Genomic DNA, 21,140 nt, shown 5'->3' with positions numbered 1-21,140 from the left:
CAAGAGGCACATTATGGCTTACTTTAAGAAAGGCAAAGAAAAACGTAAATTTTCGCAGCAGAACCCGCTGTTCAAGCGTCGCAAGTTCTGCCGCTTTACCGTGGCGGGTACCGAACAGATCGATTACAAAGATCTCGACACGCTGCGTGACTTCATTCAGGAAAACGGCAAAATCATTCCTGCCCGTTTAACCGGTACCAAAGCGCACTACCAGCGTCAGCTCGACACGGCTATCAAACGTGCGCGCTTCCTGGCCTTGTTGCCTTATACCGATAACCACAAGTAATCCGAGGTCATCATTATGCAAGTTATTCTGCTCGAAAAAGTCAGTAACCTGGGTAACCTCGGTGATGTCGTTCGTGTCCGCGACGGCTACGCCCGCAATTACCTGATTCCCCAGAAAATCGCCCGTCGTGCAACGCAGATTGCGCTCAAAGAGTTTGAAGAGCGTCGCGCCGAGCTGGAAAAGCAGCAGGCCGAGCGCTTGGCTGCGGCCGAGGCTGTGGGCCAGAAGCTGAACGGCTATCAATTGAACATTGCGCAAAAAGCCGGTGTCGACGGCCGTTTGTTCGGTTCGGTTACCACCATGGACATTGCCGCTGCGTTGGTTGAGGCCGGCTTTGAGGGTGTTCAGAAGTCGCAGGTTCGCTTGCCAGACGGCGCCATCAAGGCAGTGGGCGAGTTCCCTGCTCAGGTCGTACTGCATGCCGACGTCGTTGCTGATATCACCATTAATGTTCAAGGTGAGATGGCTTAAGCAGCGCATACTGCCTATTTTGAAGCTCGTGGTAAATTTGCCTCTTGGGCAGTGCCGCGAGCTTCAATTAAAAGTCGGCGCAAGCCGGCTTTTTTATTTGGGTACATGAATTAATGGCAAATATGGAAACCTCCGGTTCGGTACTTGATCCTCAGTTGGAGGCTTTACGTGTGCCGCCGCACTCAATCGAAGCAGAACAATCCGTTCTGGGCGGTCTGTTGCTGGACAATGCGGCATTTGATCGTGTTACCGACCTTTTGGGCGATGATGATTTCTATCGTTACGACCATCGTCTTATCTGGCAGCACATCACGCGTCTGATCAGTCTGGCACGACCAGCCGACGTGGTTACGGTGCATGAGTCGCTTGCCAGTGCCGGTAAAGCGGAAGAGCTTGGCGGCCTAAGCTATTTGAATGCGTTGGCACACAACACGCCTTCGGCGGCCAATATCCGACGCTACGCAGAAATTGTTCGTGAACGATCGATGTTGCGCAAATTGGTGTCGGTAGCCGATGAAATATCCTCTGCGGCATTCAGTCCACAGGGGAAGGAAGCGCGGCAGTTGCTTGATGAAGCGGAAGCTCGTGTCTTTCAGATTGCGCAAGAAGGGTCGCGCGGCGTGTCCGGTTTCCAGGAAATCCAGCCGTTGCTTACGCAAGTCGTGGAGCGTATCGATGAGCTTTATCATCGTGAAGGAGACTCCGACGTTACCGGTGTGCCTACCGGGTTCGTCGACCTGGATCGCATGACCTCGGGTTTGCAGGCGGGAGACCTCATCATCGTTGCAGGGCGTCCTTCAATGGGTAAAACATCGTTTTCGATGAATATTGCTGAGCATGTTGCGATTGAGCAGGGTTTACCGGTAGCCGTGTTCTCCATGGAAATGGGGGCGGTACAGTTGGCCATGCGTATGGTCGGTTCCGTTGGTATGCTCGATCAACATCGCATGCGTACCGGCAAGCTTACGGCTGAAGACTGGCCTCGTCTTACGCATGCGGTGCAGCAGGTGCAGGAAGCGCAAATTTACATTGATGAAACCCCCGCATTGAGTGCAATGGAGGTGCGGGCCCGTTCACGCAGATTGGCCCGCCAATGCGGTCAACTGGGCTTAATCGTGATCGACTACATGCAGTTGATGTCGGCCAGCGGAAGTGGTGAAAACCGCGCAACCGAAATTTCGGAAATCAGCCGTTCCCTGAAAGGTTTGGCCAAAGAGCTTAATTGCCCGCTCATTGCGTTGTCGCAGTTGAACCGGAGCCTGGAGCAACGGCCGAATAAACGTCCGGTGATGAGTGACTTGCGTGAGTCGGGCGCGATCGAACAAGATGCCGATTTGATTCTCTTTATTTACCGTGACGAAGTCTATAACCCCGACTCTCCCGACAAAGGTACGGCTGAAATCATTGTGGGCAAACAACGTAACGGCCCAATTGGCACCACGCGCTTAACTTTCCAGGGTTCCAGCACGCGTTTCCTGAATTTTTCGGCGGCGTCAATGTAAGTTTGGCGGCGTCATGTTAACGGCCAAGTTGAAAGCCGCTTTGAGCGAGCTGGGGTCGGCCAACCCTTTACCGGCAATATCAAATGCGGTGCCATGATCAACACTGGTGCGAATGAAGGGGAGCCCTACAGTAACATTCACACCTTCGTCGACGCCCAGGTATTTCACGGGTATCAAGCCCTGGTCGTGATACTGGGCAACCACAATATCGAACTCACCGCGTCGTGCCCGCATAAAAATGGTATCGCCCGGGAAAGGGCCGCTGGCGTTAATATCTTCGCGCTGCGCCTGCTGAATTGCCGGCGTGATGATTTCTTTTTCTTCTTGGCCAAAACGCCCATTTTCGCCTGCATGCGGGTTAACGCCGGCAACGGCGATACGGGGGTGAGTAATTCCCGCGTGCCTGCAGGCGTGGTGCGCCAGCCGTATGGTTTGCAATTCCCGTTCTTGGGTCAGGCTGGAGCTGACCTGGTTGAGCGGTATGTGAATCGTGACCAAAATAACCCGTAATTCATGATTCGCCAGCATCATGGCAAAGTGCTCGGTTCCGGTGCGTTGCGCCAGAATTTCTGTATGCCCTGGAAAATCGGCGCCGCCTAACTGCATGGCCTTTTTGTGCAAGGGGGCCGTCACAATGGCTCTTAACTGCCCTGAGTTGGCGTCGTCAATAGCATGGCACAGATACTCATATGCACCCCGTCCGGCGTCAGCGTTTATTTGGCCGGCTTGTATGGACTCCGGTAGCGGCGCGATGCGAGAGATAACTTGAAGGTTGTGATTAGGTGAAAAAGACTCAATATCATCAAGCTCAATCACGGTAGGTGAGGGGTTGAGCCCAAGCTGCTTGATCGTTCGTTTCAGAACACCGGCATCACCGTATACCACTGCCGGTGCGGGCAGTGGTTGGCTGAATAGTTTGGCAATGATTTCAGGCCCGATGCCGGCCGCATCACCCATGGTGATACCGATCGGTTTGTCGTGAAGGCGGCCTTGTGCGTTCATTTATCGACCAAGCTGTTTAAAGCGCTTCACTGGCGTAGTCGGCCAGCCGTGAGCGTTCTCCCCGTTGCAGCGTGATATGGCCGGAGTGTGGCCAACCTTTGAAGCGATCAACCACATAGGTGAGGCCGGAGCTACCTTCGGTTAAGTAGGGCGTGTCAATTTGCGCAATATTACCTAAACAGATAATTTTGGTTCCAGGACCCGCACGGGTAACCAGGGTTTTCATTTGCTTGGGTGTCAGATTTTGTGCCTCATCAATGATGAGGAATTTGTTCAGGAAGGTACGCCCACGCATAAAATTCATTGACTTGACCTTGATGCGCGAACGGATGAGTTCCATGGTTGGATTTTTACTCCAATCCAGATTGTTGTCGGCATTGCCGGAGCCCAAATGAAGCACTTCCAGGTTATCTTCCAGCGCACCCATCCAAGGCAGCATCTTTTCTTCTTCCGTACCCGGGAGAAAACCGATATCGTCGCCAACCGGCACGGTAGCGCGGGTAATAATAATTTCCGTATAGCGCTTGGTTTCCAGAGTTTGGGTTAACCCGGCTGCCAGCGCCAGCAAGGTTTTGCCTGTACCAGCCTGGCCCAGCAATGACACGAAATCACACTCCGGGTTCATGAGCAGGTTCAGCGCAAAATTCTGTTCACGGTTGCGGGCCGTGACGCCCCATACGTTATTTTTGCCGTGGCTATAGTCGCGAATTGTGGCGAGTACCGCACTTTTTCCATTGACTTCTTTGACCTGGGCGTAGAGAGGTAGTTCGCCTTCGAAGTAAACGAACTCATTCACCATGAACTGCGAGCAAAGCGGCCCTTTTATGCGGTAGTAAGTTACGCCGCCTTGTTGCCATGACTCAACATCTTTGCCGTGTTTGGTCCAGAAGTTATCGGGTAACGGCATGACGCCTTCGTACAGCAGGTCGGAATCGTCGATGACGCGATCGTTGTAGTAGTCTTCCGCGCGCAAGCCCAGCGAGAGGGCTTTAAGACGCATGTTGATGTCTTTCGAAACCAACGTCACTTCGCGCTTTGGGTGGCGTGTTTGCAAAGCATGAACAACGCTTAATATGACGTTGTCGGCTTTGCCGATGGGCAGGGAAATGGGCAGCTCGGAACTTAATGCCGTCGTCTGAAAGTGCAGCGTGCCCAGCGCGTCGACATTGCCCAGCTTATCAAGCAGGACGCCTTTATCGAGTTTGCCTTGTTCACTTACCAGGCCATCCAGGTAACGGCTAACCTGCCGCGCGTTGCGCGCTACCTCCGACATCCCTTTCTTTTGGTGGTCGAGCTCTTCGAGAACCAGCATGGGCAGGAAAATGTCGTGCTCTTCGAACTTGAAAATGCAGTTCGAGTCGTGCAGTAGTACGTTTGTATCGAGTACGAAAAGTTTGCGCTGATTCTCTGGCAACCGCTTTTTGCGATTACCGTTACTGCTAACCACAGCCAGCTTGGGTCCGGTGGCGGACTGCTTCTCGGCCACGCGTTTTGCAGTAGCGGGCGCAGCAGGAGTTTTTTGCGTGCGGCGGGCTGCGGGTTGGGCTGCCTGGGCGGCCGGCTTATTCTCTGGTGCAGGTTTTGCTGCAGGTGTTTCGGTGGCGTTAACGACAGTTCCCATGCGGGAGGGCAACTTTGGCAGTGGCATAAGGGGAGTGGCTCCGGAGTAACTGCATGGTTAAATGCGAAAGTTCGCAACGACAAGCTGAGTATGAGCGATTTATGCGGCGTCTTTCACCGTTTGTAAAACTTGATCGACATGTCCGGGCACTTTCAGCCCACGCCATTCCTGAACAAGAATACCTTTAGGGTTAATCAGAAAGGTGCTGCGTTCGATTCCACGTACTTGTTTGCCGTACATATTCTTTAATTTCATGACTCCGAACAATTCGCACAGTGTTTCTTCGGGATCGGAAATGAGTGGGAAGGGTAGCGATTGCTTATCGATAAAATTCCCATGCGATTTGATAGAGTCGCGCGAAACACCGATGATCTGGCAATCGAGCGCCGCGAACTCATTGATTTGGTCGCGAAAGTTTTGCGCTTGCGTGGTGCAACCCGGTGTGTTGTCCTTCGGGTAAAAATAAAGCACAGTCCATTTGCCTTTCAGGCGTGCATTGTCGACCACGCCGTCGGTGCTTTCAGCGGAAAATTTGGGAATGGCTTTACCTAAAGTAACTTCGCTCATTTTTGCTCCAGTGGTAAAAGCGCCGCAACAACACGGCGCCCCTCGCTCATTAAAATGTTGTAGGTGCGTGCTGCGGCGTAGGTGCTCATGGTTTCCACACCAATGCCAATGTCAAGCAGCGGTTGGGTTATGTGTGACGGCAGAAAGTGTTGGGTTTGTCCCGTGCCGATAAGCAGTACTTCCGGTGCGTCATCAGCTTTGCTTAAGCCGGTGCGCCCGTCAAGAAAGTCGAGCGGATCCAGCTTGCGCTTTTCCACCCCGGCTATTTCCTGCAGCGAGGTGCCGTTGATGTCGGCAATACTGTGGACCTGCCAAGTATTAACCGGGCCTTCCGGGGCAAAATACACGGCATGTTCGTAGGACACCGCATTAATTTCGATGAAGCGCTCACCATAGGCCGTGACGGTATTCAGTGCCGGATTCGATTCAGCTTGCAGTTGCACAAAAAACTCCTTTGTTCACCAATGATCATATCGCAATCTGAAACCCGCAGTGCAAACGTGTTTCGCTTTTATTGCAGTATCCAATCGGCTAAACTATTAGGTTATTTGCCTTATCTGACCCCTTAAGAAAAAACAAGGATTCATCATGACGAATTTTCCTCGTATCGAGCGCCTGCCGCCCTATGTGTTCAACATTACCGGCGAGCTCAAAATGGCGGCGCGACGTCGTGGCGAGGATATTATCGATATGTCGATGGGTAACCCAGACGGCCCGACGCCCAAACACATTGTCGACAAGCTGGTCGAGGTTGCGTCGCGGCCCAATACACATGGCTATTCCGTTTCAAAAGGGATCCCGCGTTTGCGCAAGGCTATTTCCGACTGGTACGGGCGGCGCTACGACGTTCAAATCGACCCGGACACCGAAGCCATCGTGACCATTGGCTCCAAAGAAGGGTTGGCGCATTTGATGCTGGCCACGCTCGAACGCGGTGATACGGTACTTGTGCCAAATCCCAGTTATCCGATTCATATCTACGGCGCGGTGATCGCGGGGGCCAATATTCGTTCTGTTCCCATGACGCCGGGCCTCGATTTTTTCGAGGAAATTGAACGAGCGGTGAAAGAAAGTATTCCGAAGCCCAAAATGATGATTCTGGGGTTCCCCAGCAACCCAACAGCTCAGTGTGTCGAGCTGTCGTTTTTCGAGCGTATTGTTGCGCTGGCCAAAGAACACAACATATTGGTGGTGCATGATCTGGCCTATGCTGATATTACTTTCGACGGTTATGTTGCGCCTTCTATTTTGCAGGTCGAAGGCGCTCGCGACGTTGCCGTTGAGTTTTTCACCATGAGTAAAAGCTACAACATGGCCGGCTGGCGTGTGGGCTTTATGGTGGGCAATGCCGAACTGGTGAATGCGCTGGCGCGTATTAAGAGCTATCACGATTACGGCACTTTCACACCCATTCAGGTTGCTTCCATTGCGGCGCTGGAAGGGCCGCAAGACTGTGTGCACGAGGTGGTTGAGCAATATCGCAGTCGTCGTGATGTTCTGGCCAAAGGCTTGCATGACGCGGGGTGGATGGTCGATATTCCAAAAGCGTCAATGTATATTTGGGCGAAAATACCTGAAGCCTATCGTTCATCAGGGTCGCTGGAGTTTTCCAAGAAGCTGCTTGCCGAAGCCAAGGTGGCCGTCTCGCCGGGCGTTGGTTTTGGCGAGTATGGCGACGATTACGTGCGCTTCGCACTGATAGAAAACGAGCAACGCACCCGGCAGGCGGTGCGCGGCATTAAAGAAATGTTTCGTAAAGATGGGTTGATTAAATGAATTCTGTAAAAGTTGGTTTACTGGGGCTGGGTGTTGTTGGTGGTGGTACCTGGAAGGTTCTGGTTCAGAATGCAGAGGAAATCGCCCGTCGTGCCGGTCGCAAAATCGAAGTGGTGGCGGTAGCCGTTCGCAATGTCGAAAAAGCCCGGGCCCTGGTTGGCGATCAAGTCTATGTAACGCAAGATGGGCTCGAAATCGTGCGTCGTCCCGATATCGACATCGTGGTTGAGCTTGTAGGTGGAGAAACCGTTGCGCGTGAGTGGGTAATGGAAGCCATTGTTCAGGGCAAACACGTGGTGACAGCCAACAAAGCCTTGCTTGCCAAGCACGGCAATGAAATTTTCGACGCTGCGCATAAGAAAGGCACCATGGTGGCTTTCGAAGCTGCGGTGGCCGGCGGGATTCCTATTGTCAAGGCCATTCGTGAAGGCTTAACCGCCAACCGAATTCAATGGTTGGCCGGTATTATCAACGGCACCACGAACTATATTCTGTCGGAAATGCGGCTTAAGGGCCTGTCTTTCAACGAGGCACTGGCCGATGCTCAGCGCCTGGGCTACGCAGAAGCCGACCCCACGTTCGACATCGAAGGGGTTGACGCTGCGCACAAGCTTAGTTTGCTGGCTTCGCTCGCGTTTGGCATTCCCGTGCAATTCAGTAAGGTGCACACAGAGGGCATCACCACTTTGGCCAAGGAAGACATCGCGCATGCTGAGCGTCTGAGTTATCGCATCAAGCTTCTGGGTATTACGCGTCGCACCAGTCAGGGTATCGAATTACGTGTGCACCCCACCTTGATCCCGATCGAGCGCCTCCTGGCCAGCGTCGAAGGTGCGATGAATGCCGTGCAGGTCCAAGGCGATATCGTGGGGCCCACGTTGTATTACGGGCAAGGGGCGGGCGAAATGCCTACGGCGTCAGCCGTGGTAGCCGATCTGGTCGACGTAACGCGCTTGCAATTTGCTGATCCCGGCCATCAGGTACCGCATTTGGCGTTCCAGCCTGGGTCTATGGCTGATACGCCGGTACTCGACATGGCCGATGTGGTGTCGTCTTACTATTTGCGCATGCGCGTAGACGATCGTCCAGGTGTATTGGCTGAAGTGGCCCGTATTTTGGCAAATCATGAAATATCCATTGGTTCTATGTTTCAGGAGCCTCATGGTCCGGCCGATGCCGACATTATTTTCCTTTCTCACGAAGCGCGTGAGGGCAATATCGACCTTGCGCTTGAGGAAATCCAGAATCTGCCGTTTGTGCGTTCAAACGTTATTCGGTTAAGGGTGGAAAGCCTGCTATGAAATATCGCTCAACCCGGGGCGGCATGACGCCCCAACCGTTCTCCGACATTTTGCTTGAAGGTCTGGCGCCCGACGGCGGCCTGGCTTTGCCCGAGCAATTGCCGCAGGTATCGGCACAAACGCTTGAGTCTTGGCGGTCACTGTCATACTCCGAGTTGGCTGCCCAGGTTCTGGGTTTGTTTATCGATGATATTCCGCCGGCCGATTTGGCCAGGCTAACCGCAGCGGCCTATACCGTTGAGAATTTTGGGTCGGTTGATATCGTGCCGGTCAAGCCCCTTGATCACGGTGTGAGTTTATTGGGGTTGTCGCAGGGCCCAACATTGGCGTTCAAGGATATGGCCATGCAGTTTCTGGGCCAGGTTTTCGAGTATGTGCTTGAAAAGCGTGGAACCAGTCTGAATATCCTGGGCGCCACTTCGGGTGATACTGGGTCGGCTGCCGAATATGCTTTGCGTGGCAAAAAAGGGGTGGCCGTGTTCATGCTGTCGCCACATGGCCGAATGAGCGACTTTCAGCGCGCCCAAATGTATTCCCTGCAAGACGAAAACATCCACAATCTGGCTGTTAAGGGAGTGTTCGACGAGTGCCAGGATATCGTCAAAGCCTTATCGTCTGATCTCGACTTCAAGGCTCAGTACCGGTTGGGCGCCGTTAATTCCATTAATTGGGCCCGCATTGCCGCCCAGGTGGTTTATTACTTCTGGGGTTGGTTGCGCGTCACTACAGGCCCTGATCAGCCGGTATCGTTTGCCGTGCCTTCGGGCAATTTCGGTAATATTTTTTCCGGGCATCTGGCACGCCAAATGGGCTTGCCGATTCGGCGTTTGGTGTTGGCCACCAACGAAAACAATGTTTTGGAAGAGTTTTTCCGCACCGGGGTATATCGGCCCCGTTCAGCCGCGCAAACCCATGCCACTTCCAGCCCGTCCATGGATATCTCCCGGGCGTCCAATTTCGAACGTTTCGTGTTCGACCTTGTCGGACAAGACGGGGCACGCGTTGCGGCGCTATGGAAAGAGCTGGCTGAAAAGGGTTACTTTGACCTTAGCAATTTGAAATCGGAATTTGAGTCTCATTATGGCTTTGCCAGCGGGGTGAGCACTCATGCGGATCGACTTGCCACCATTAAATCGATTCATCAGGGTACCGGTGTTTTAATTGATCCTCACACAGCCGATGGGGTGAAAGTGGCTCGTGCCTTTGTCGAACCCGGTGTTCCTATGCTGGTGCTGGAAACCGCCTTGCCGGCCAAATTCAGTGAGACAATTCAAGAGGCCATCGGCCAACCCGCTCCGGCACCTGAACACTTGCGCAATCTTGGTTCGTTGCCGCAGAAAGTTGAGGTGATGGATTGCAGCGTTGAAGCGGTACGCCGATACATTCAGGATCACGCCAAAATTCATTAAGGATCGCCAAATGGCTACGCTCCTGACATTCAGCAATATTGTTGCGGTGGGTTTGGGGGCGGCCCTTGGCGCCGTAGTGCGCTGGTTGTTGGGGCTGTGGTTGAACCACGCGGGCGCGTTTATGCCTTGGGGTACATTAGCCGCCAACTTTATCGGCGCTTATGCTATTGGCTTGCTTCTTGGCGTGCTAATGCATTTTGCCGATTCACCCGAGTGGCTTCGTCTCTTTCTTATAACCGGCTTGTTGGGTGGTTTAACGACGTTTTCAACGTTTTCGGCGGAAACGGTCGGGCTTATTTCCCGGGGCGATTATTTTCCCGCGTTGGGCTACGCGCTGGTTAGCCTGTCAGGGTCGTTAACCCTAACCTTTCTGGGATTGTGGTCGGCCCAGCGCCTTTTCTAAAGACGGCTCTGAACTTGGCCGGCCAATAGCTGTTTGGCGGCGGCTAGCCCGCTTCTTACCGCGCCCTCCAGCACCGCCGGGTACCCTGTGTCCGTCCAGTCACCGGCCAGCCATAAACCGCGCCATGGTGTTTGGTTGGCAGGTCGTGAAAGATTCGGTGTGGCGGCAAAGGTTGCACGTTTTTCTATGACGAGTGTGTGGCCACGTATCGTCGGCATAGGGCAGGCATGGTCTGTTTCATTTGCGAGTTGATTCAGTAAATAATGAACTGCTTTCTCGCGGGGTAAGGACCCAAGTGCGCTTGCATCGCTTGTGACCATGGCCAGTAAATGAGGGTTACGGCTGCCTTTGATATGCGCATGGTTAAACAGCCATTGTCCGTAGGCGTGTCGCTTGGGGTCATCTTCCAACATCAGCATCGGACGGGCGGGAAGACTCTCCCAGGGCTGCGTCAGTTCAATCCACAGGGTTGCAATGGGCCTGTGTTCGAATGCCGACAGTTGAGTATGTAGCGCTGTGCCGTCATTGCACTTCGGTAAGTCAGCAAGTAGTTTTTTTGCCCTGTGAGCAGGGGTTGCCAGAATGACTGCAGCATGTTCATAACGATCATTCAGGCAAAATCCGTCTTTGCTGCGCGTCATTCGGCGTATGGGTGTGCTGAGATGAAGATTAAGTGAGCGACATACCTGGGTTGGCCACAACGATGCCAAAAGGTCGTTGGCAATCAGGACATCGGTTGCTCCTTTATCTGGGTTACCCAAGCTGTCTTTCAGCACATTGGCCATGATTTGGGCGTCTGCTTCATCGGGGTGGGTATTGAGTGCCGCCAGGCAAAGTGGGTGCCAAAAGTACTTGCACGCTGCGGGTGTTTGTTTTTGGTTGCGTAACCATTGGTTTAGGGTTGGCGTATCGGGTGAAATTTTCCAGTGCGTGCGCTCGAGTTGATACAACGCGCGAGCAAGATGATATTTGCTTTGCCACGATAAACCCAGCGCGTCCAGTAGGCCAAAAAGCATACCAGCGCGCCCGCCGGGAAACCGGGGCAGGCGCAAACGAAACGTGTTGTTTGGCGTGCCAAGGTATAAGGGCTCGCGATGAAAATGCTTAGCGGCATCGACTCCGCACGACTGCATCAATGCCAGGGTCGCGGTATAGGCGCCCAGAAGAATATGCTGACCGTTGTCGACTGGGTTGGATAAGTTCGGGCTTTGAACAGTCCGGGCGCGCCCGCCGGGTTGGTGCCCGGACTCGTAAACGGTGACCGCGCAACCGGCTTGTTTCAGGGTGTGAGCCGCGCTTAAACCAGCCCAGCCTGCACCGATAACTGCAACATTCATTTGTTTAGCTGATTTGCCAGGCGACGCCCGCCCGTGACCCAGGTTTTCCAGGCCAGCCACAGTTTACGGATGGGCGTAAGGGAAATGCGCTGATGTAGCACCTGCCATTGGTCGCGTTCAATTTCAAGCAGTAACGCATAGTAAATTGCCGCCATCGCCAGCCCCGGACGCTGATTGCGACGGTCTTCGTCCGGCAGTGCGGCCAATGCTTCCCGATAAAAAGTTTTTGCGCGCTCGGTTTGATCGCGCATCAGAGCATTGAAGCGATCCGAATATTCTCCATTCAGGATCTCGGCGGCTTTTACATCGTGCTTTTGCAATTCGTTAACCGGCAGGTAAATACGGCCGCGGCGGGCGTCGTCGCCTACATCGCGGATAATATTCGTTAACTGGAATGCGATGCCGAGCTTTTCAGCATACTCAAGGGTAGCCGGGTTGTTGTAGCCGAATACACCGACAGAAAGCTGGCCAACCACGCTGGCCGCGTGCCAACAGTATTTTTTAAGACCCGGCCAATCAAGATAACGGCTTTGGTCCAGATCCATTTCCATGCCTTCGATAACTGCGTGCATGCGTTCGGCAGTGAGCCGGCAGCGGTCGCGATGCGGCAACAGTGCTTGCATGACGGGGTGGTCGGCGCGATCTTGGAATAGCGCGGAAACCTGCTGGTGCCACCAAGCGAGTTTTTGGCGGGCAACCCCGGTGTCCGTGCAGTCATCAACCACGTCATCCACCTCGCGGCAGAACGCGTAGAGCGCTGTAATGGCGCGCCTTTTTTCGTTTGGCAAAAACAAAAATGAATAGTAAAAGCTTGAACCGCTTTGGGCGGCTTTGTTCTGGCAGTATTCGTCAGGACTCATGTATAAATAATGGTGTCAGGTAGAGGCCCGGCGGCTTATGGCGCGGCCAAGTAAAAGGATCCAGTCGCCCTTGTTCAGAGTAGGACGCCGGCTAAATACGTTGTAGTTTAATTGTTCCAGGCGCTCAAGTATGCGCAGGCCCCCCAGAATGACGAACTTTAGTTCCAGACCCAGGCGGCCCCCTACATTGTGCACCAGTGGGAAGCCGCTATTTAGCATGGAGCGAGCTTGTTGGGTGCGCTCTTGCATCAGCTCTTGCCAGGCCTCGTCGCAGCGACCTTCAGCAATGTGGGTTTCGGTGACGCCGCATGATTGCATGGCACTTTGCGGTAAATAGACACGTTCCTTACGCCAGTCGATCGCCACGTCTTGCCAGAAATTGGTGAGTTGCAAGCCGGTGCAAATTGCGTCGGAAAGGGAGCGGTTGGCAGGGTTATCGGCCTGGTACAGCTGCAACATCAGCCTGCCCACCGGATTGGCTGAGCGTGAACAATAGTCGAGTAACTCTTGATCGTCGGCGTAACGCGTTTTTTGAACATCCTGCGAAAATGCCGAAAGGAGATCAAAAAAAGGCTCAATAGACAGTTGATGAGTCTGAATTGTCTTTTTCAAGGGAAGAAAGATGCCGGCTAAAGGATCTGATGCGCTAAGGGGGCATGCGTCTTCCTGAATGGCGCTTAACTGCCGGCGGTAAGCGTTTAATTGAACCAGTCGTGTTTCTGCGTTTGCATTGCCCTCATCAGCGATATCGTCTGCGCTGCGCGCAAATCGGTAAATATTGATTACTGCGGGTCGCAAATGCCGTGGCACGAGCAAAGAAGCAACCGGAAAGTTTTCGTAGTGGTCGACCGGCATAATGTCGTTGACAAATTTTACAAGTGGCCGAGCGAACCGACCGGAGTTGGATTAGACTTTCGGTATTAGGGGGAAGTTATGCCACGTCCGATTACGGCAACGATATCTCTGCCGTCATTACGTCACAATTTAGGTGTGGTTACACACCAACTTAATAGTATCAGTAGTCAGAATAACCGCAAAAGACCTTTCGTGTGGGCGGTGATCAAGGCCAATGCTTATGGCCATGGGATTACCAATGCGGTTCATGCGTTCAGTCAGGCCGATGGCCTGGCGATGCTCGACCTTGATGAGGCCATTCAATGCCGTGAGTTGGGATGGCAGGGGCCTATTCTTATGCTTGAAGGCTTTTTTAAGCCAAGCGATATTCCCTTGTATGAACAATACAAGCTGGACGCGACGTTGCATTGCCGTGAGCAATTGCTTATGTTGGAGCATTCTGCGCCAGCGTACGCGTTAAATGCTTTTATTAAACTTGATACCGGGATGAATCGGTTGGGTTTCGAGCCGGCCGAGTTTGGGGCGGCATGGGCGCAGGCGCAGCAGTTGCGCAGCCGCGGCCGTTTGGCTCAACTTGGGAAAATGACCCATTTTGCGCGAGCTGATGAAGTCAGTGCTTACACCGGAGAACAGCTTGCGGAGTACCTACGCATGACGCAAGGTTTACCGGGGCCTGATAGTGTTTGCAACTCCGCAGCAACGCTTACGCCGTCTGTTTGGCAGGCTTTGCCGGATACAAACGCACAATGGGTGCGGCCCGGTATCTGTCTGTATGGTTCCACGCCGTTTGTAAGTCAAAGTGCCGATGCGCTGGGTTTAAAGCCGGCCATGACGCTTAGCTCAGAGCTCATCAGTGTACGCCGCGTCGAGTCGGGGGAAGGAGTAGGGTACGGTCAAATGTTCAGAGCGTCTAAACCAATGATGGTTGGTATTGTCGCTTGTGGTTACGCCGACGGTTATCCGCGCCATGCCACCACCGGCACCCCGGTTTGCGTTGCCGGTGTGCGAACCCGTTTGCTGGGTCGGGTGTCCATGGATATGCTGGCGGTTGATCTAACCAATATACCTGGTTCGGTTGTAGGAAGCCCGGTCGTTCTATGGGGCGAAAACGGGCCTTCGGTTGACGAGGTGGCACAAGCCGCCGGTACGATCGGTTACGAGCTATTATGCGCAGTGGCACCAAGGGTTGCCAGAATCGTTGTCGAAAGTAATTTGGAAAAGGACGGCCAGTGAAAGATAAATGTGTACTTGTTACGGGCGCGACACGAGGGATTGGTTGGGCTATTAGCCAGCGCCTGGCTGATCAGGGGTGTCATGTAGTGGGCTTGGCGCGCCATGTGAATGATATTGATTTTCCCGGTTACCTATATGCTTGCGATTTGTCGAACGCAGGTGAAACCGAAGAGGTTTTGCGCGTCATACGTGAAAAATATCCCATTGATGGCGTGGTAAACAACGTAGGCGGTATTCGGGCGGAGCCTTTGGGTGAAGTTGAGCTCGAGTCGTTGTACAGCGTTTATGATCTCATTGTGCGGGTGGCGGTTCAGGTTACACAGGCTTTCGTCGGCTCTATGAAGGCACGCCGTGAAGGGCGCATTATTAATATTTGCGGTACGGCAGCGCATGGTTCGGCCAATCAAACGAGTTTTGCCGCCGCCAAGAATGCGCTTATTGCCTGTACGAAAACCTGGGCGCTGGAACTGGCGGAATACGGAATTACCTCAAACGCAGTGTCTCCCGGCGCGGTGGAAACCCACACATTTCGAGAGCACAACCCGGTTGGCAGCGAGGCTGAAGCACGTGCGCTAAGTTCAGTGCCCCTGCGTCGCCTGGGGCAGCCGTCCGACGTCGCAGCGGCCGTGCAGTTTCTGCTGTCGGATGACGCCGGCTTTATCACCGGCCAGATTCTGGGTGTCGACGGGGGCAGCAGCGTGGCCGGGCGTTAATCGGGGCACGCATGGCAAAAACAAAACGTACCTATGTTTGCTCGGAGTGCGGCGGCACCTCATTGAAGTGGGAGGGTAAGTGCCCCCATTGCAACGCCTGGAACACCCTGGACGAAGTGGTTCAAACGCCGGCCGACGCACATCGGTTCGCTCCATTGGCCGGCGCCAGTCCGGTCCAGGCGCTGTCGGACATCGAGGCGCGTGAGTTGCCGCGTCAACCCACAGGCATTAACGAGTTTGATCGCGTGCTGGGTGGCGGCCTGGTGCCCGGCGGGGTGGTGCTTATCGGGGGCGATCCGGGAATCGGCAAGTCTACTTTGCTACTCCAAACCCTGGCCTCTTTGTCGCGCAATGTCCCGGTTTTGTATGTTACGGGCGAGGAGTCTGCGGAGCAGGTTGCTTTGCGTGCGCGCCGTCTCGAGCTGGAAACGGGAAAAGTGAATTTGCTGGCGGAAATTCGTCTCGACGCCATTATGACTACGTTAACCCAGGCGCGTCCGAAAGTTGCGGTCATCGACTCAATTCAAACGTTGTATTGTGCAGAGTTGTCGGCGGCGCCGGGGTCTGTATCGCAGGTGCGGGAATGTGCGGCGCAATTAACGCGCTTAGCCAAACAAACCGGTACAACACTGGTGCTCATTGGCCACGTTACCAAGGAAGGTGCGTTAGCGGGTCCGCGTGTGCTGGAACATATTGTTGATTCCGTGCTTTACTTCGAAGGCGACACGCATTCGGCTTATCGTTTGGTGAGGGCGTTCAAAAACCGCTTCGGTGCCGTGAACGAGCTGGGTGTGTTTGCCATGACCGACAAAGGCTTGAAAGGTGTCAGCAACCCGTCGGCGTTGTTCTTATCACGTCACAACGGGGCGGTTGCCGGTACTTGCATCATGGCCACCCAGGAAGGGTCGCGCCCGCTATTGGTTGAAATTCAGGCATTAGTAGATACAACCCATATCTCCAGTCCGCGACGTTTGAGCGTAGGTCTGGAAAGTACGCGGTTAGCCATGTTGCTGGCGGTTCTGCACCGGCATGCAGGGGTGGCTACGCACGACCAGGATGTGTTCGTCAATGCGGTGGGGGGAGTCAAAATCACCGAGCCTGCCGCCGATTTGCCGGTTTTGCTGGCGATTTTGTCCTCGTTGCGTAATCGACCGTTGCCCGACGGACTGGTGGTGTTTGGAGAGGTGGGGCTGGCGGGGGAAATCCGTCCGGCGCCTCGCGGGCAGGAACGTTTGCGTGAAGCAGCCAAGCTGGGGTTTGGCAAGGCGTTGATCCCTCGTGCCAATGCGCCGCGTCAACCCATCGAGGGTCTGGAAATTTGGGCGGTTGATCGCATTGATGAAGCAATTTCCCGGTTGCGGGAAACATAGAAAAGGTCAGAAGCATGGTGGGATTGCGTCGCGCCGGGTGGTTGTCCGGTTTTGGGCAGGGTTATCGATCGTTGATCAGAGATTGGCGTTCGGGGGAACTACGAATGATCGTCATGGCGCTGATTGTCGCCGTGGCGGCCATCAGTAGTGTGGGATTCCTTACTGATCGCGTGAGTCAGGCTCTGGGGCGCAATACCACTCAAATGCTCGGCGGAGATTTGGCACTGGAGGCCGACTCACCGATTTCCACACAAATAAAATCACAAGCCACCGATTTTGGGCTTCGTGTTGCCCAGACGGTGTCGTTTCCGTCAATGGCCAGTGCCCAAGCGGGGTTAAAGCTGGCTTCGGTGAAAGCGGTTTCGCCCGATTATCCTTTGGTGCCCGGGTTAACGTTGCGTACGAGTGCAAATGGCCCTTCAGAAATCGCTTCCGCGGCACCTGCGTCGGGCCAGGCTTGGGTCGATCCCCAAATTTTGGGTCTGCTGAATTTAAACATTGGCGATGAAGTCGGGCTTGGTAATCTGCAATTAACAATTGCCGGTGTCATTACCTACGAACCTGACCGCGGCGTGCAGTTTGTCAATGTGGCGCCTCGAATCATGATGAGTACGCTTGATCTTGATGCCAGCGGTTTGCTGGGTTTGGGTAGCCGTGCCCGTTATGGCTTGTTGGCGGCAGGCTCGCCATCTGACGTTGAGGCCTTTCAGGCGTGGTTGACACCCCGTCTTGAGCGGGGGCAACGCTTGAAAAGTATCGATGAGGCGCGCCCCGAAATTCGTAGTTCGCTTCAACGAGCGCAGCAATTCTTGTTGTTGGTTGCATTGCTTGCCGTCATGATCGCGGCGGTTGCGGTTGCATTGGCGACGAGGCGTTTTCAGCTTCGACATCAAAATGGGTTTGCCGTTATGCGTTGCCTGGGGGGTAGCGCAAGTCAGTTGCGTGGGTTGTTGTGCAGTGAGTTTGTGCTGCTTGCAGCATGTGCTTCTTCAATTGGTGTTGTCGTCGGTTACGCCGTTCATTTGCTATTGGTCATGACGATCGCGTCAGTATTCAACACGGTATTGCCGTCGGCTTCATGGGGGCCGGCTCTACAAGGCGCAATAGCGGGGCTGATTTTGCTTTTGGGTTTTGCACTGGCGCCGCTGTTCGAATTGGGGCGTGTGTCGCCCGCCCGGGTGCTGCGTGATCAAGCCCCCCGTTTTAGTTCCTATCGCAGTCTAGCGTACTTGTCGGGCTTGTCGGCGTTTGTAGGGCTAACGTATTGGGTGTCGGGTGATGCGCGCCTTACGTTCACGGTTGTAGGTGGTTTTCTTGCGGCACTTGTGCTTTTCGTGGCACTTTCCTGGCTAGGGCTATGGCTGCTGGAACGTTTGCGCCATTATGCCGGCGCTCCTTCTATACTGCGATTTGCCCTTGCAGGGCTGGCGCGTCGTCGTAGCTTAACGGTTGCACAGGTTAGTGCATTGTCGCTAGGCCTGATGGTCTTGTTGTTGCTGACTATTACACGCACTGATTTATTGCAAGGATGGCAAAATACCGTGCCGGCCGACGCACCGAATACTTTCCTTATCAACATTCAGCCTGATCAGGCTAATGACGTGCAGGCCATGCTGCGGGAACAGGGTTTGGTCAATGAGGCACTGGCCCCCATGATACGAGGGCGTTTGGTAGCAATCAACGGTTCGGCGGTTGGTCCGGATCAATTTGAAAGCGGTCGTGCGCGGCGTTTGTCTGAGCGTGAATTCAATTTATCGTATCGTGACAACTTGCCCGACAGTAATCGTATTGTCAGTGGGCAATGGCTTGATCCGGCCAAAGCCGAAGTGTCTCTGGAGGATGAGGTAGCACAAACGCTGGGCCTGAAAGTCGGAGATCAGTTGCAATTCGATATTGCCGGAGAACTGGTGAATGTTCGCGTTACCAGTCTGCGGGAAGTGAAGTGGGATTCATTTGATGTGAATTTCTTTGCGTTGATGTCGGAGTCCGTGTTGGCGGATAAGCCAGCGTCTTATCTGACTTCCTTTTATCTGCCTCCTGCCCGGGCCGGGTTGATGCAAGAGCTTGTGCAGGCTTTCCCGAACATTACGGTTTTTGACGTGGGCGTTATGTTGGCGCAAGTGCAGCGGATTCTCGATCAGGTTATTCGAGCCGTCCAGATTCTTTTTGTGTTTACCTTGCTGGCTGGTGTGTTGGTTTTGGCAACCGCGTTTTTCGCCACTCGCGAGGAGCGCCTTCATGAGGTGGCCGTTTTACGCATGTTAGGTGCCAATGCCGGGCAACTGCGTCGTTCGATGAGAATTGAGCTGTTGCTATTGGGTGGATTATCGGGTTTGCTGGCGGCTGCAGGGGCGGTGTCTGTCGCGGCCCTTTTGGCACACTACGTATTATCGATTGATTTTATTTTTTCCTGGTGGCCCTGGGCACTGGGGGTTGGCTTGGGTCTTTTGGCAACGTTGCTGGCGGGTTTGCTCGCCTTGCGTGGCATATTGAATACGCCGCCGTTGTCGTCATTGCGGGTATTGGCATGAGCGGGCGTTCAACGCCATGGATCGATATCTCTGTTGCTCGAGGGTGTTTGCGCTTTGCAACGAGTTTAATACCCAATGGTGAAGAAGGTGGCGCAGATCCCAATGTATTCAACGGTTTGCTTTTCGACCCAAACAATCCCCGTTTGCATGCTAAAGCGGTACAAAAAGGGGGGCGTCAATCTGCCTGGTTCGTTCAAGGGCCGTTCGGTTCGGCTGTTTTACGCCATTATCGGCGCGGCGGTTGGGTTGCCAAAATAAGTGCAGATCGCTATTTTTGGCAAGGGCCTCAAGCCACCCGTTCCATGGCGGAGTTCACAATGCTGCACGAAATGACGCGTCTTGGTCTGCCGGTGCCTGAGCCATTGGCGGCCGGTTACTGGCGCCGGAGCTTAAGCTATAGGGCCGCGCTGGTTGTGGCGCGAATTGAGAATGCCGCGCCTTTAGCGATGCAATTACAGCCCGAAAACGCCGTGCGAGTTGCGTCTGTTTTGAAACAATTTCATGATGCAAATGTTTGGCACGCCGATCTGAATGCCTTTAACATTCTGTTGGATCCAAGCGGAAAAGTATGGCTCATCGATTTTGATCGGGGGCGTTTTCGCTCAATGTCTGCGTCGTTGCGTCGACGGAACCTGCTTCGCTTGCGTCGCTCTTTGTTAAAGGTAGCCGGATCTCAGGGTGACATTTTTTGGCAGGCATTAAGCAACGCCTATTACGCCTAGCACCGGCGTCCTGAATGGCCGCCAAAAAAAAGCTATGATCACGCGTTTCAATTTCAAATTTCGCCGGGGTGAATACCAATGCGATTGAAAGGGCTGTTGTCGTTTGCCATGTTGTGCATGGGCTTGTGTGGCTTGTTACCCGCGCAAGCCCAGCAGCGCGTTGTAAACGTTTATAACTGGGCTGAATATACTGCACCCGATACCTTGCCGGGTTTTGAACGGGAAACCGGTATTCGCGTGCGATACGATGTTTACGATAGCAATGACGCGTTGCAAGCCAAATTGTTAACAGGTAAATCAGGTTACGACATTGTCGTGCCGTCTACGCACTATGCGGCCCGCCAATTGCAGGCGGGCTTGTTTCGCAAACTCGACAAATCGCAAATTCCCAACTGGAAGCATCTCGATCCAGACATCATGGCATTGCTGTCGGAAATTGATCCGGGCAACCAGTATCTGGTTCCATGGGGGTATGGCACCAACGGTTTAGGCGTGAATGTGACCCGTGTGCAAGAAGTGCTTGGGCCCGACGTGCAGCTTGACAGTTGGGATTTGTTGTTCGACCCCGAGAACGCGCGCAAGCTGCAATCGTGTGGTATTTCCATTCTGGATGAATCGGCTCAGGTGTTCCCGGCGGCGTTACATTACCTGGGGCTGGATCCGAACAGTGGCAGTACTGAAGATTTTCGCGCTGCGCTTGATCTGCTTAAGGGAATTCGCCCTTTTATTCGCCAATTCAGCTCATCGGGTTACATCGATGAGTTGGCAACCGGCGATCTTTGTCTGGTTTTTGGCTATTCGGGCGACATTATGATCGCCAGCCAACGCGCTAAAGAAGCCAACCGTCCATACGAAATTGCGTATTTCATTCCGCAAGGAGGGGCGCCGGCCTGGTTCGACACAATGGCAGTGCCTAAAGACGCACCGCATTTCGACGAAGCGATGGCGTTCATTAACTACATTGAAACACCGGAGGTACATGCGGCGATCACTAACGAACTGTTTTATCCCAATGCAAATAAAACCGCACGCGAATTCGTTGTGCCCGAGGTGGCCAACAATCCCATGATCTATCCGCCGCCCGAGGTCTCGCGTACCTTGTATGTTATTGAGCCCTTGCCATTAAAATCCAAACGTATTCAAACCCGTATGTGGGCCGAGCTTAAGTCCGGTCGCTGATC

The 21,140-nt window shown here is 53.9% G+C and carries 20 protein-coding genes; 13 read left to right on the top strand and 7 right to left on the bottom strand.

Translation table 11 applies throughout. The features are described from left to right. Positions 1 to 13: 13 nt before the first annotated feature. The 3 genes from rpsR (at position 14) to CJO09_RS08785 (ending at position 2,259) form a co-directional block, all read left to right on the top strand. Entirely contained in the window at positions 14 to 286 is a 273-nt protein-coding gene (gene rpsR / locus CJO09_RS08795) for a 30S ribosomal protein S18 (protein ID WP_114421848.1), read from the top strand. 15 nt (positions 287 to 301) lie between these two features. Then, a complete protein-coding gene (gene rplI / locus CJO09_RS08790) occupies positions 302 to 757 on the top strand; it encodes a 50S ribosomal protein L9 (protein WP_119442037.1) in 456 nt (151 codons plus the stop codon). A gap of 122 nt (positions 758 to 879) precedes the next feature. Continuing rightward, entirely contained in the window at positions 880 to 2,259 is a 1,380-nt protein-coding gene (locus CJO09_RS08785; RefSeq protein ID WP_114421892.1) for a replicative DNA helicase, read from the top strand. On the opposite strand, the gene pdxA is transcribed toward CJO09_RS08785, so the two are convergent. The 4 genes from pdxA to CJO09_RS08765 form a co-directional block, all read right to left on the bottom strand. Then, on the bottom strand, positions 2,251 to 3,261 hold the full coding sequence (gene pdxA, locus CJO09_RS08780; protein ID WP_119442036.1) for a 4-hydroxythreonine-4-phosphate dehydrogenase PdxA: 1,011 nt from the start codon (positions 3,259 to 3,261) through the stop codon (positions 2,251 to 2,253). The two genes, CJO09_RS08785 and pdxA, sit on opposite strands and share 9 nt — an antisense overlap. Positions 3,262 to 3,277: 16 nt before the next feature. Next, positions 3,278 to 4,909 carry a PhoH family protein gene (locus CJO09_RS08775; protein ID WP_119442035.1) on the bottom strand — a complete coding sequence of 544 codons (1,632 nt, stop codon included), beginning with the start codon at positions 4,907 to 4,909 and terminating at the stop codon, positions 3,278 to 3,280. Positions 4,910 to 4,981: 72 nt separating this feature from the next. Further along, positions 4,982 to 5,449 (bottom strand): peroxiredoxin, encoded by a 468-nt coding sequence (locus CJO09_RS08770; protein WP_119442034.1) that lies wholly within the window; start codon positions 5,447 to 5,449, stop codon positions 4,982 to 4,984. After that, entirely contained in the window at positions 5,446 to 5,892 is a 447-nt protein-coding gene (locus CJO09_RS08765; protein ID WP_119442033.1) for an Mth938-like domain-containing protein, read from the bottom strand. Before CJO09_RS08765 ends, CJO09_RS08770 begins: the two co-directional genes overlap by 4 nt. Positions 5,893 to 6,037: 145 nt before the next feature. Here CJO09_RS08765 and alaC point away from each other — a divergent pair, with 145 nt between their 5' ends. Genes alaC through crcB form a run of 4 tightly spaced genes read left to right on the top strand, consistent with a single transcriptional unit; the run spans position 6,038 to position 10,338 of the window. Next, positions 6,038 to 7,225 (top strand): alanine transaminase, encoded by a 1,188-nt coding sequence (alaC, locus tag CJO09_RS08760; RefSeq protein WP_119442032.1) that lies wholly within the window; start codon positions 6,038 to 6,040, stop codon positions 7,223 to 7,225. Then, positions 7,222 to 8,526 (top strand): homoserine dehydrogenase, encoded by a 1,305-nt coding sequence (locus CJO09_RS08755; RefSeq protein WP_114421855.1) that lies wholly within the window; start codon positions 7,222 to 7,224, stop codon positions 8,524 to 8,526. Before alaC ends, CJO09_RS08755 begins: the two co-directional genes overlap by 4 nt. Further along, entirely contained in the window at positions 8,523 to 9,935 is a 1,413-nt protein-coding gene (gene thrC, locus CJO09_RS08750) for a threonine synthase (protein ID WP_119442031.1), read from the top strand. Before CJO09_RS08755 ends, thrC begins: the two co-directional genes overlap by 4 nt. Positions 9,936 to 9,945: 10 nt before the next feature. Next, positions 9,946 to 10,338, top strand: a complete 393-nt coding sequence (gene crcB, locus CJO09_RS08745) for a fluoride efflux transporter CrcB (protein ID WP_119442030.1) — start codon at positions 9,946 to 9,948, stop codon at positions 10,336 to 10,338. On the opposite strand, the gene hpnE is transcribed toward crcB, so the two are convergent. The 3 genes from hpnE to hpnC are packed head-to-tail and all read right to left on the bottom strand — an operon-like array spanning position 10,335 to position 13,390. Next, on the bottom strand, positions 10,335 to 11,675 hold the full coding sequence (gene hpnE / locus CJO09_RS08740) for a hydroxysqualene dehydroxylase HpnE (RefSeq protein WP_119442029.1): 1,341 nt from the start codon (positions 11,673 to 11,675) through the stop codon (positions 10,335 to 10,337). The genes crcB and hpnE overlap by 4 nt on opposite strands. Continuing rightward, positions 11,672 to 12,535, bottom strand: coding sequence for a presqualene diphosphate synthase HpnD (gene hpnD / locus CJO09_RS08735; protein ID WP_119442028.1), 864 nt, complete (start codon positions 12,533 to 12,535; stop codon positions 11,672 to 11,674). The genes hpnE and hpnD overlap by 4 nt, the downstream gene beginning before the upstream one ends. Before the next feature lie 15 nt (positions 12,536 to 12,550). Next, complete coding sequence (gene hpnC / locus CJO09_RS08730) at positions 12,551 to 13,390, bottom strand: squalene synthase HpnC (RefSeq protein ID WP_119442027.1); 840 nt, start codon at positions 13,388 to 13,390, stop codon at positions 12,551 to 12,553. 78 nt (positions 13,391 to 13,468) lie between these two features. Between hpnC and alr the strand changes: the two genes are divergently transcribed. The 6 genes from alr to CJO09_RS08700 all read left to right on the top strand — a co-directional run bounded on the left by alr (position 13,469) and on the right by CJO09_RS08700 (position 21,138). Beyond that, on the top strand, positions 13,469 to 14,623 hold the full coding sequence (gene alr / locus CJO09_RS08725) for an alanine racemase (RefSeq protein WP_119442026.1): 1,155 nt from the start codon (positions 13,469 to 13,471) through the stop codon (positions 14,621 to 14,623). Further along, positions 14,620 to 15,336: an SDR family oxidoreductase gene (locus CJO09_RS08720; protein ID WP_119442025.1), complete on the top strand. Its 717-nt coding sequence runs from the start codon at positions 14,620 to 14,622 to the stop codon at positions 15,334 to 15,336. The genes alr and CJO09_RS08720 overlap by 4 nt, the downstream gene beginning before the upstream one ends. Positions 15,337 to 15,347: 11 nt before the next feature. After that, positions 15,348 to 16,706 carry a DNA repair protein RadA gene (gene radA, locus CJO09_RS08715; protein ID WP_119442024.1) on the top strand — a complete coding sequence of 453 codons (1,359 nt, stop codon included), beginning with the start codon at positions 15,348 to 15,350 and terminating at the stop codon, positions 16,704 to 16,706. A gap of 14 nt (positions 16,707 to 16,720) precedes the next feature. After that, a complete protein-coding gene (locus CJO09_RS08710) occupies positions 16,721 to 19,237 on the top strand; it encodes an ABC transporter permease (RefSeq protein WP_119442023.1) in 2,517 nt (838 codons plus the stop codon). Then, on the top strand, positions 19,234 to 19,959 hold the full coding sequence (locus tag CJO09_RS08705) for a 3-deoxy-D-manno-octulosonic acid kinase (protein WP_119442022.1): 726 nt from the start codon (positions 19,234 to 19,236) through the stop codon (positions 19,957 to 19,959). The genes CJO09_RS08710 and CJO09_RS08705 overlap by 4 nt, the downstream gene beginning before the upstream one ends. Before the next feature lie 108 nt (positions 19,960 to 20,067). Next, positions 20,068 to 21,138 carry a polyamine ABC transporter substrate-binding protein gene (locus CJO09_RS08700; protein ID WP_245961294.1) on the top strand — a complete coding sequence of 357 codons (1,071 nt, stop codon included), beginning with the start codon at positions 20,068 to 20,070 and terminating at the stop codon, positions 21,136 to 21,138. The last annotated feature ends 2 nt before the right edge of the window (positions 21,139 to 21,140 follow it).

It is taken from the genome of Neopusillimonas maritima, from assembly GCF_003576595.1.
Classification (GTDB): Bacteria; Pseudomonadota; Gammaproteobacteria; order Burkholderiales; family Burkholderiaceae_B; genus Neopusillimonas; species Neopusillimonas maritima.
Note: the sequence above shows the minus strand (reverse complement) of the source record. Positions and strands in the feature narration are given on the sequence as shown.

Coding starts and splice junctions, on each gene's coding strand:
- CJO09_RS08755 (WP_114421855.1), top strand. CDS start 7,222: ATGAATTCTGTAAAAGTTGGTTTACTGGGGCTGGGTGTTGTTGGTGGT.
- rpsR (WP_114421848.1), top strand. CDS start 14: ATGGCTTACTTTAAGAAAGGCAAAGAAAAACGTAAATTTTCGCAGCAG.
- hpnE (WP_119442029.1), bottom strand. CDS start 11,675: ATGAATGTTGCAGTTATCGGTGCAGGCTGGGCTGGTTTAAGCGCGGCT.
- CJO09_RS08775 (WP_119442035.1), bottom strand. CDS start 4,909: ATGCCACTGCCAAAGTTGCCCTCCCGCATGGGAACTGTCGTTAACGCC.
- CJO09_RS08705 (WP_119442022.1), top strand. CDS start 19,234: ATGAGCGGGCGTTCAACGCCATGGATCGATATCTCTGTTGCTCGAGGG.
- rplI (WP_119442037.1), top strand. CDS start 302: ATGCAAGTTATTCTGCTCGAAAAAGTCAGTAACCTGGGTAACCTCGGT.
- crcB (WP_119442030.1), top strand. CDS start 9,946: ATGGCTACGCTCCTGACATTCAGCAATATTGTTGCGGTGGGTTTGGGG.
- CJO09_RS08785 (WP_114421892.1), top strand. CDS start 880: ATGGAAACCTCCGGTTCGGTACTTGATCCTCAGTTGGAGGCTTTACGT.
- alr (WP_119442026.1), top strand. CDS start 13,469: ATGCCACGTCCGATTACGGCAACGATATCTCTGCCGTCATTACGTCAC.
- CJO09_RS08700 (WP_245961294.1), top strand. CDS start 20,068: ATGTTGTGCATGGGCTTGTGTGGCTTGTTACCCGCGCAAGCCCAGCAG.
- CJO09_RS08710 (WP_119442023.1), top strand. CDS start 16,721: ATGGTGGGATTGCGTCGCGCCGGGTGGTTGTCCGGTTTTGGGCAGGGT.
- hpnC (WP_119442027.1), bottom strand. CDS start 13,390: ATGCCGGTCGACCACTACGAAAACTTTCCGGTTGCTTCTTTGCTCGTG.
- thrC (WP_119442031.1), top strand. CDS start 8,523: ATGAAATATCGCTCAACCCGGGGCGGCATGACGCCCCAACCGTTCTCC.
- CJO09_RS08770 (WP_119442034.1), bottom strand. CDS start 5,449: ATGAGCGAAGTTACTTTAGGTAAAGCCATTCCCAAATTTTCCGCTGAA.
- alaC (WP_119442032.1), top strand. CDS start 6,038: ATGACGAATTTTCCTCGTATCGAGCGCCTGCCGCCCTATGTGTTCAAC.
- hpnD (WP_119442028.1), bottom strand. CDS start 12,535: ATGAGTCCTGACGAATACTGCCAGAACAAAGCCGCCCAAAGCGGTTCA.
- radA (WP_119442024.1), top strand. CDS start 15,348: ATGGCAAAAACAAAACGTACCTATGTTTGCTCGGAGTGCGGCGGCACC.
- pdxA (WP_119442036.1), bottom strand. CDS start 3,261: ATGAACGCACAAGGCCGCCTTCACGACAAACCGATCGGTATCACCATG.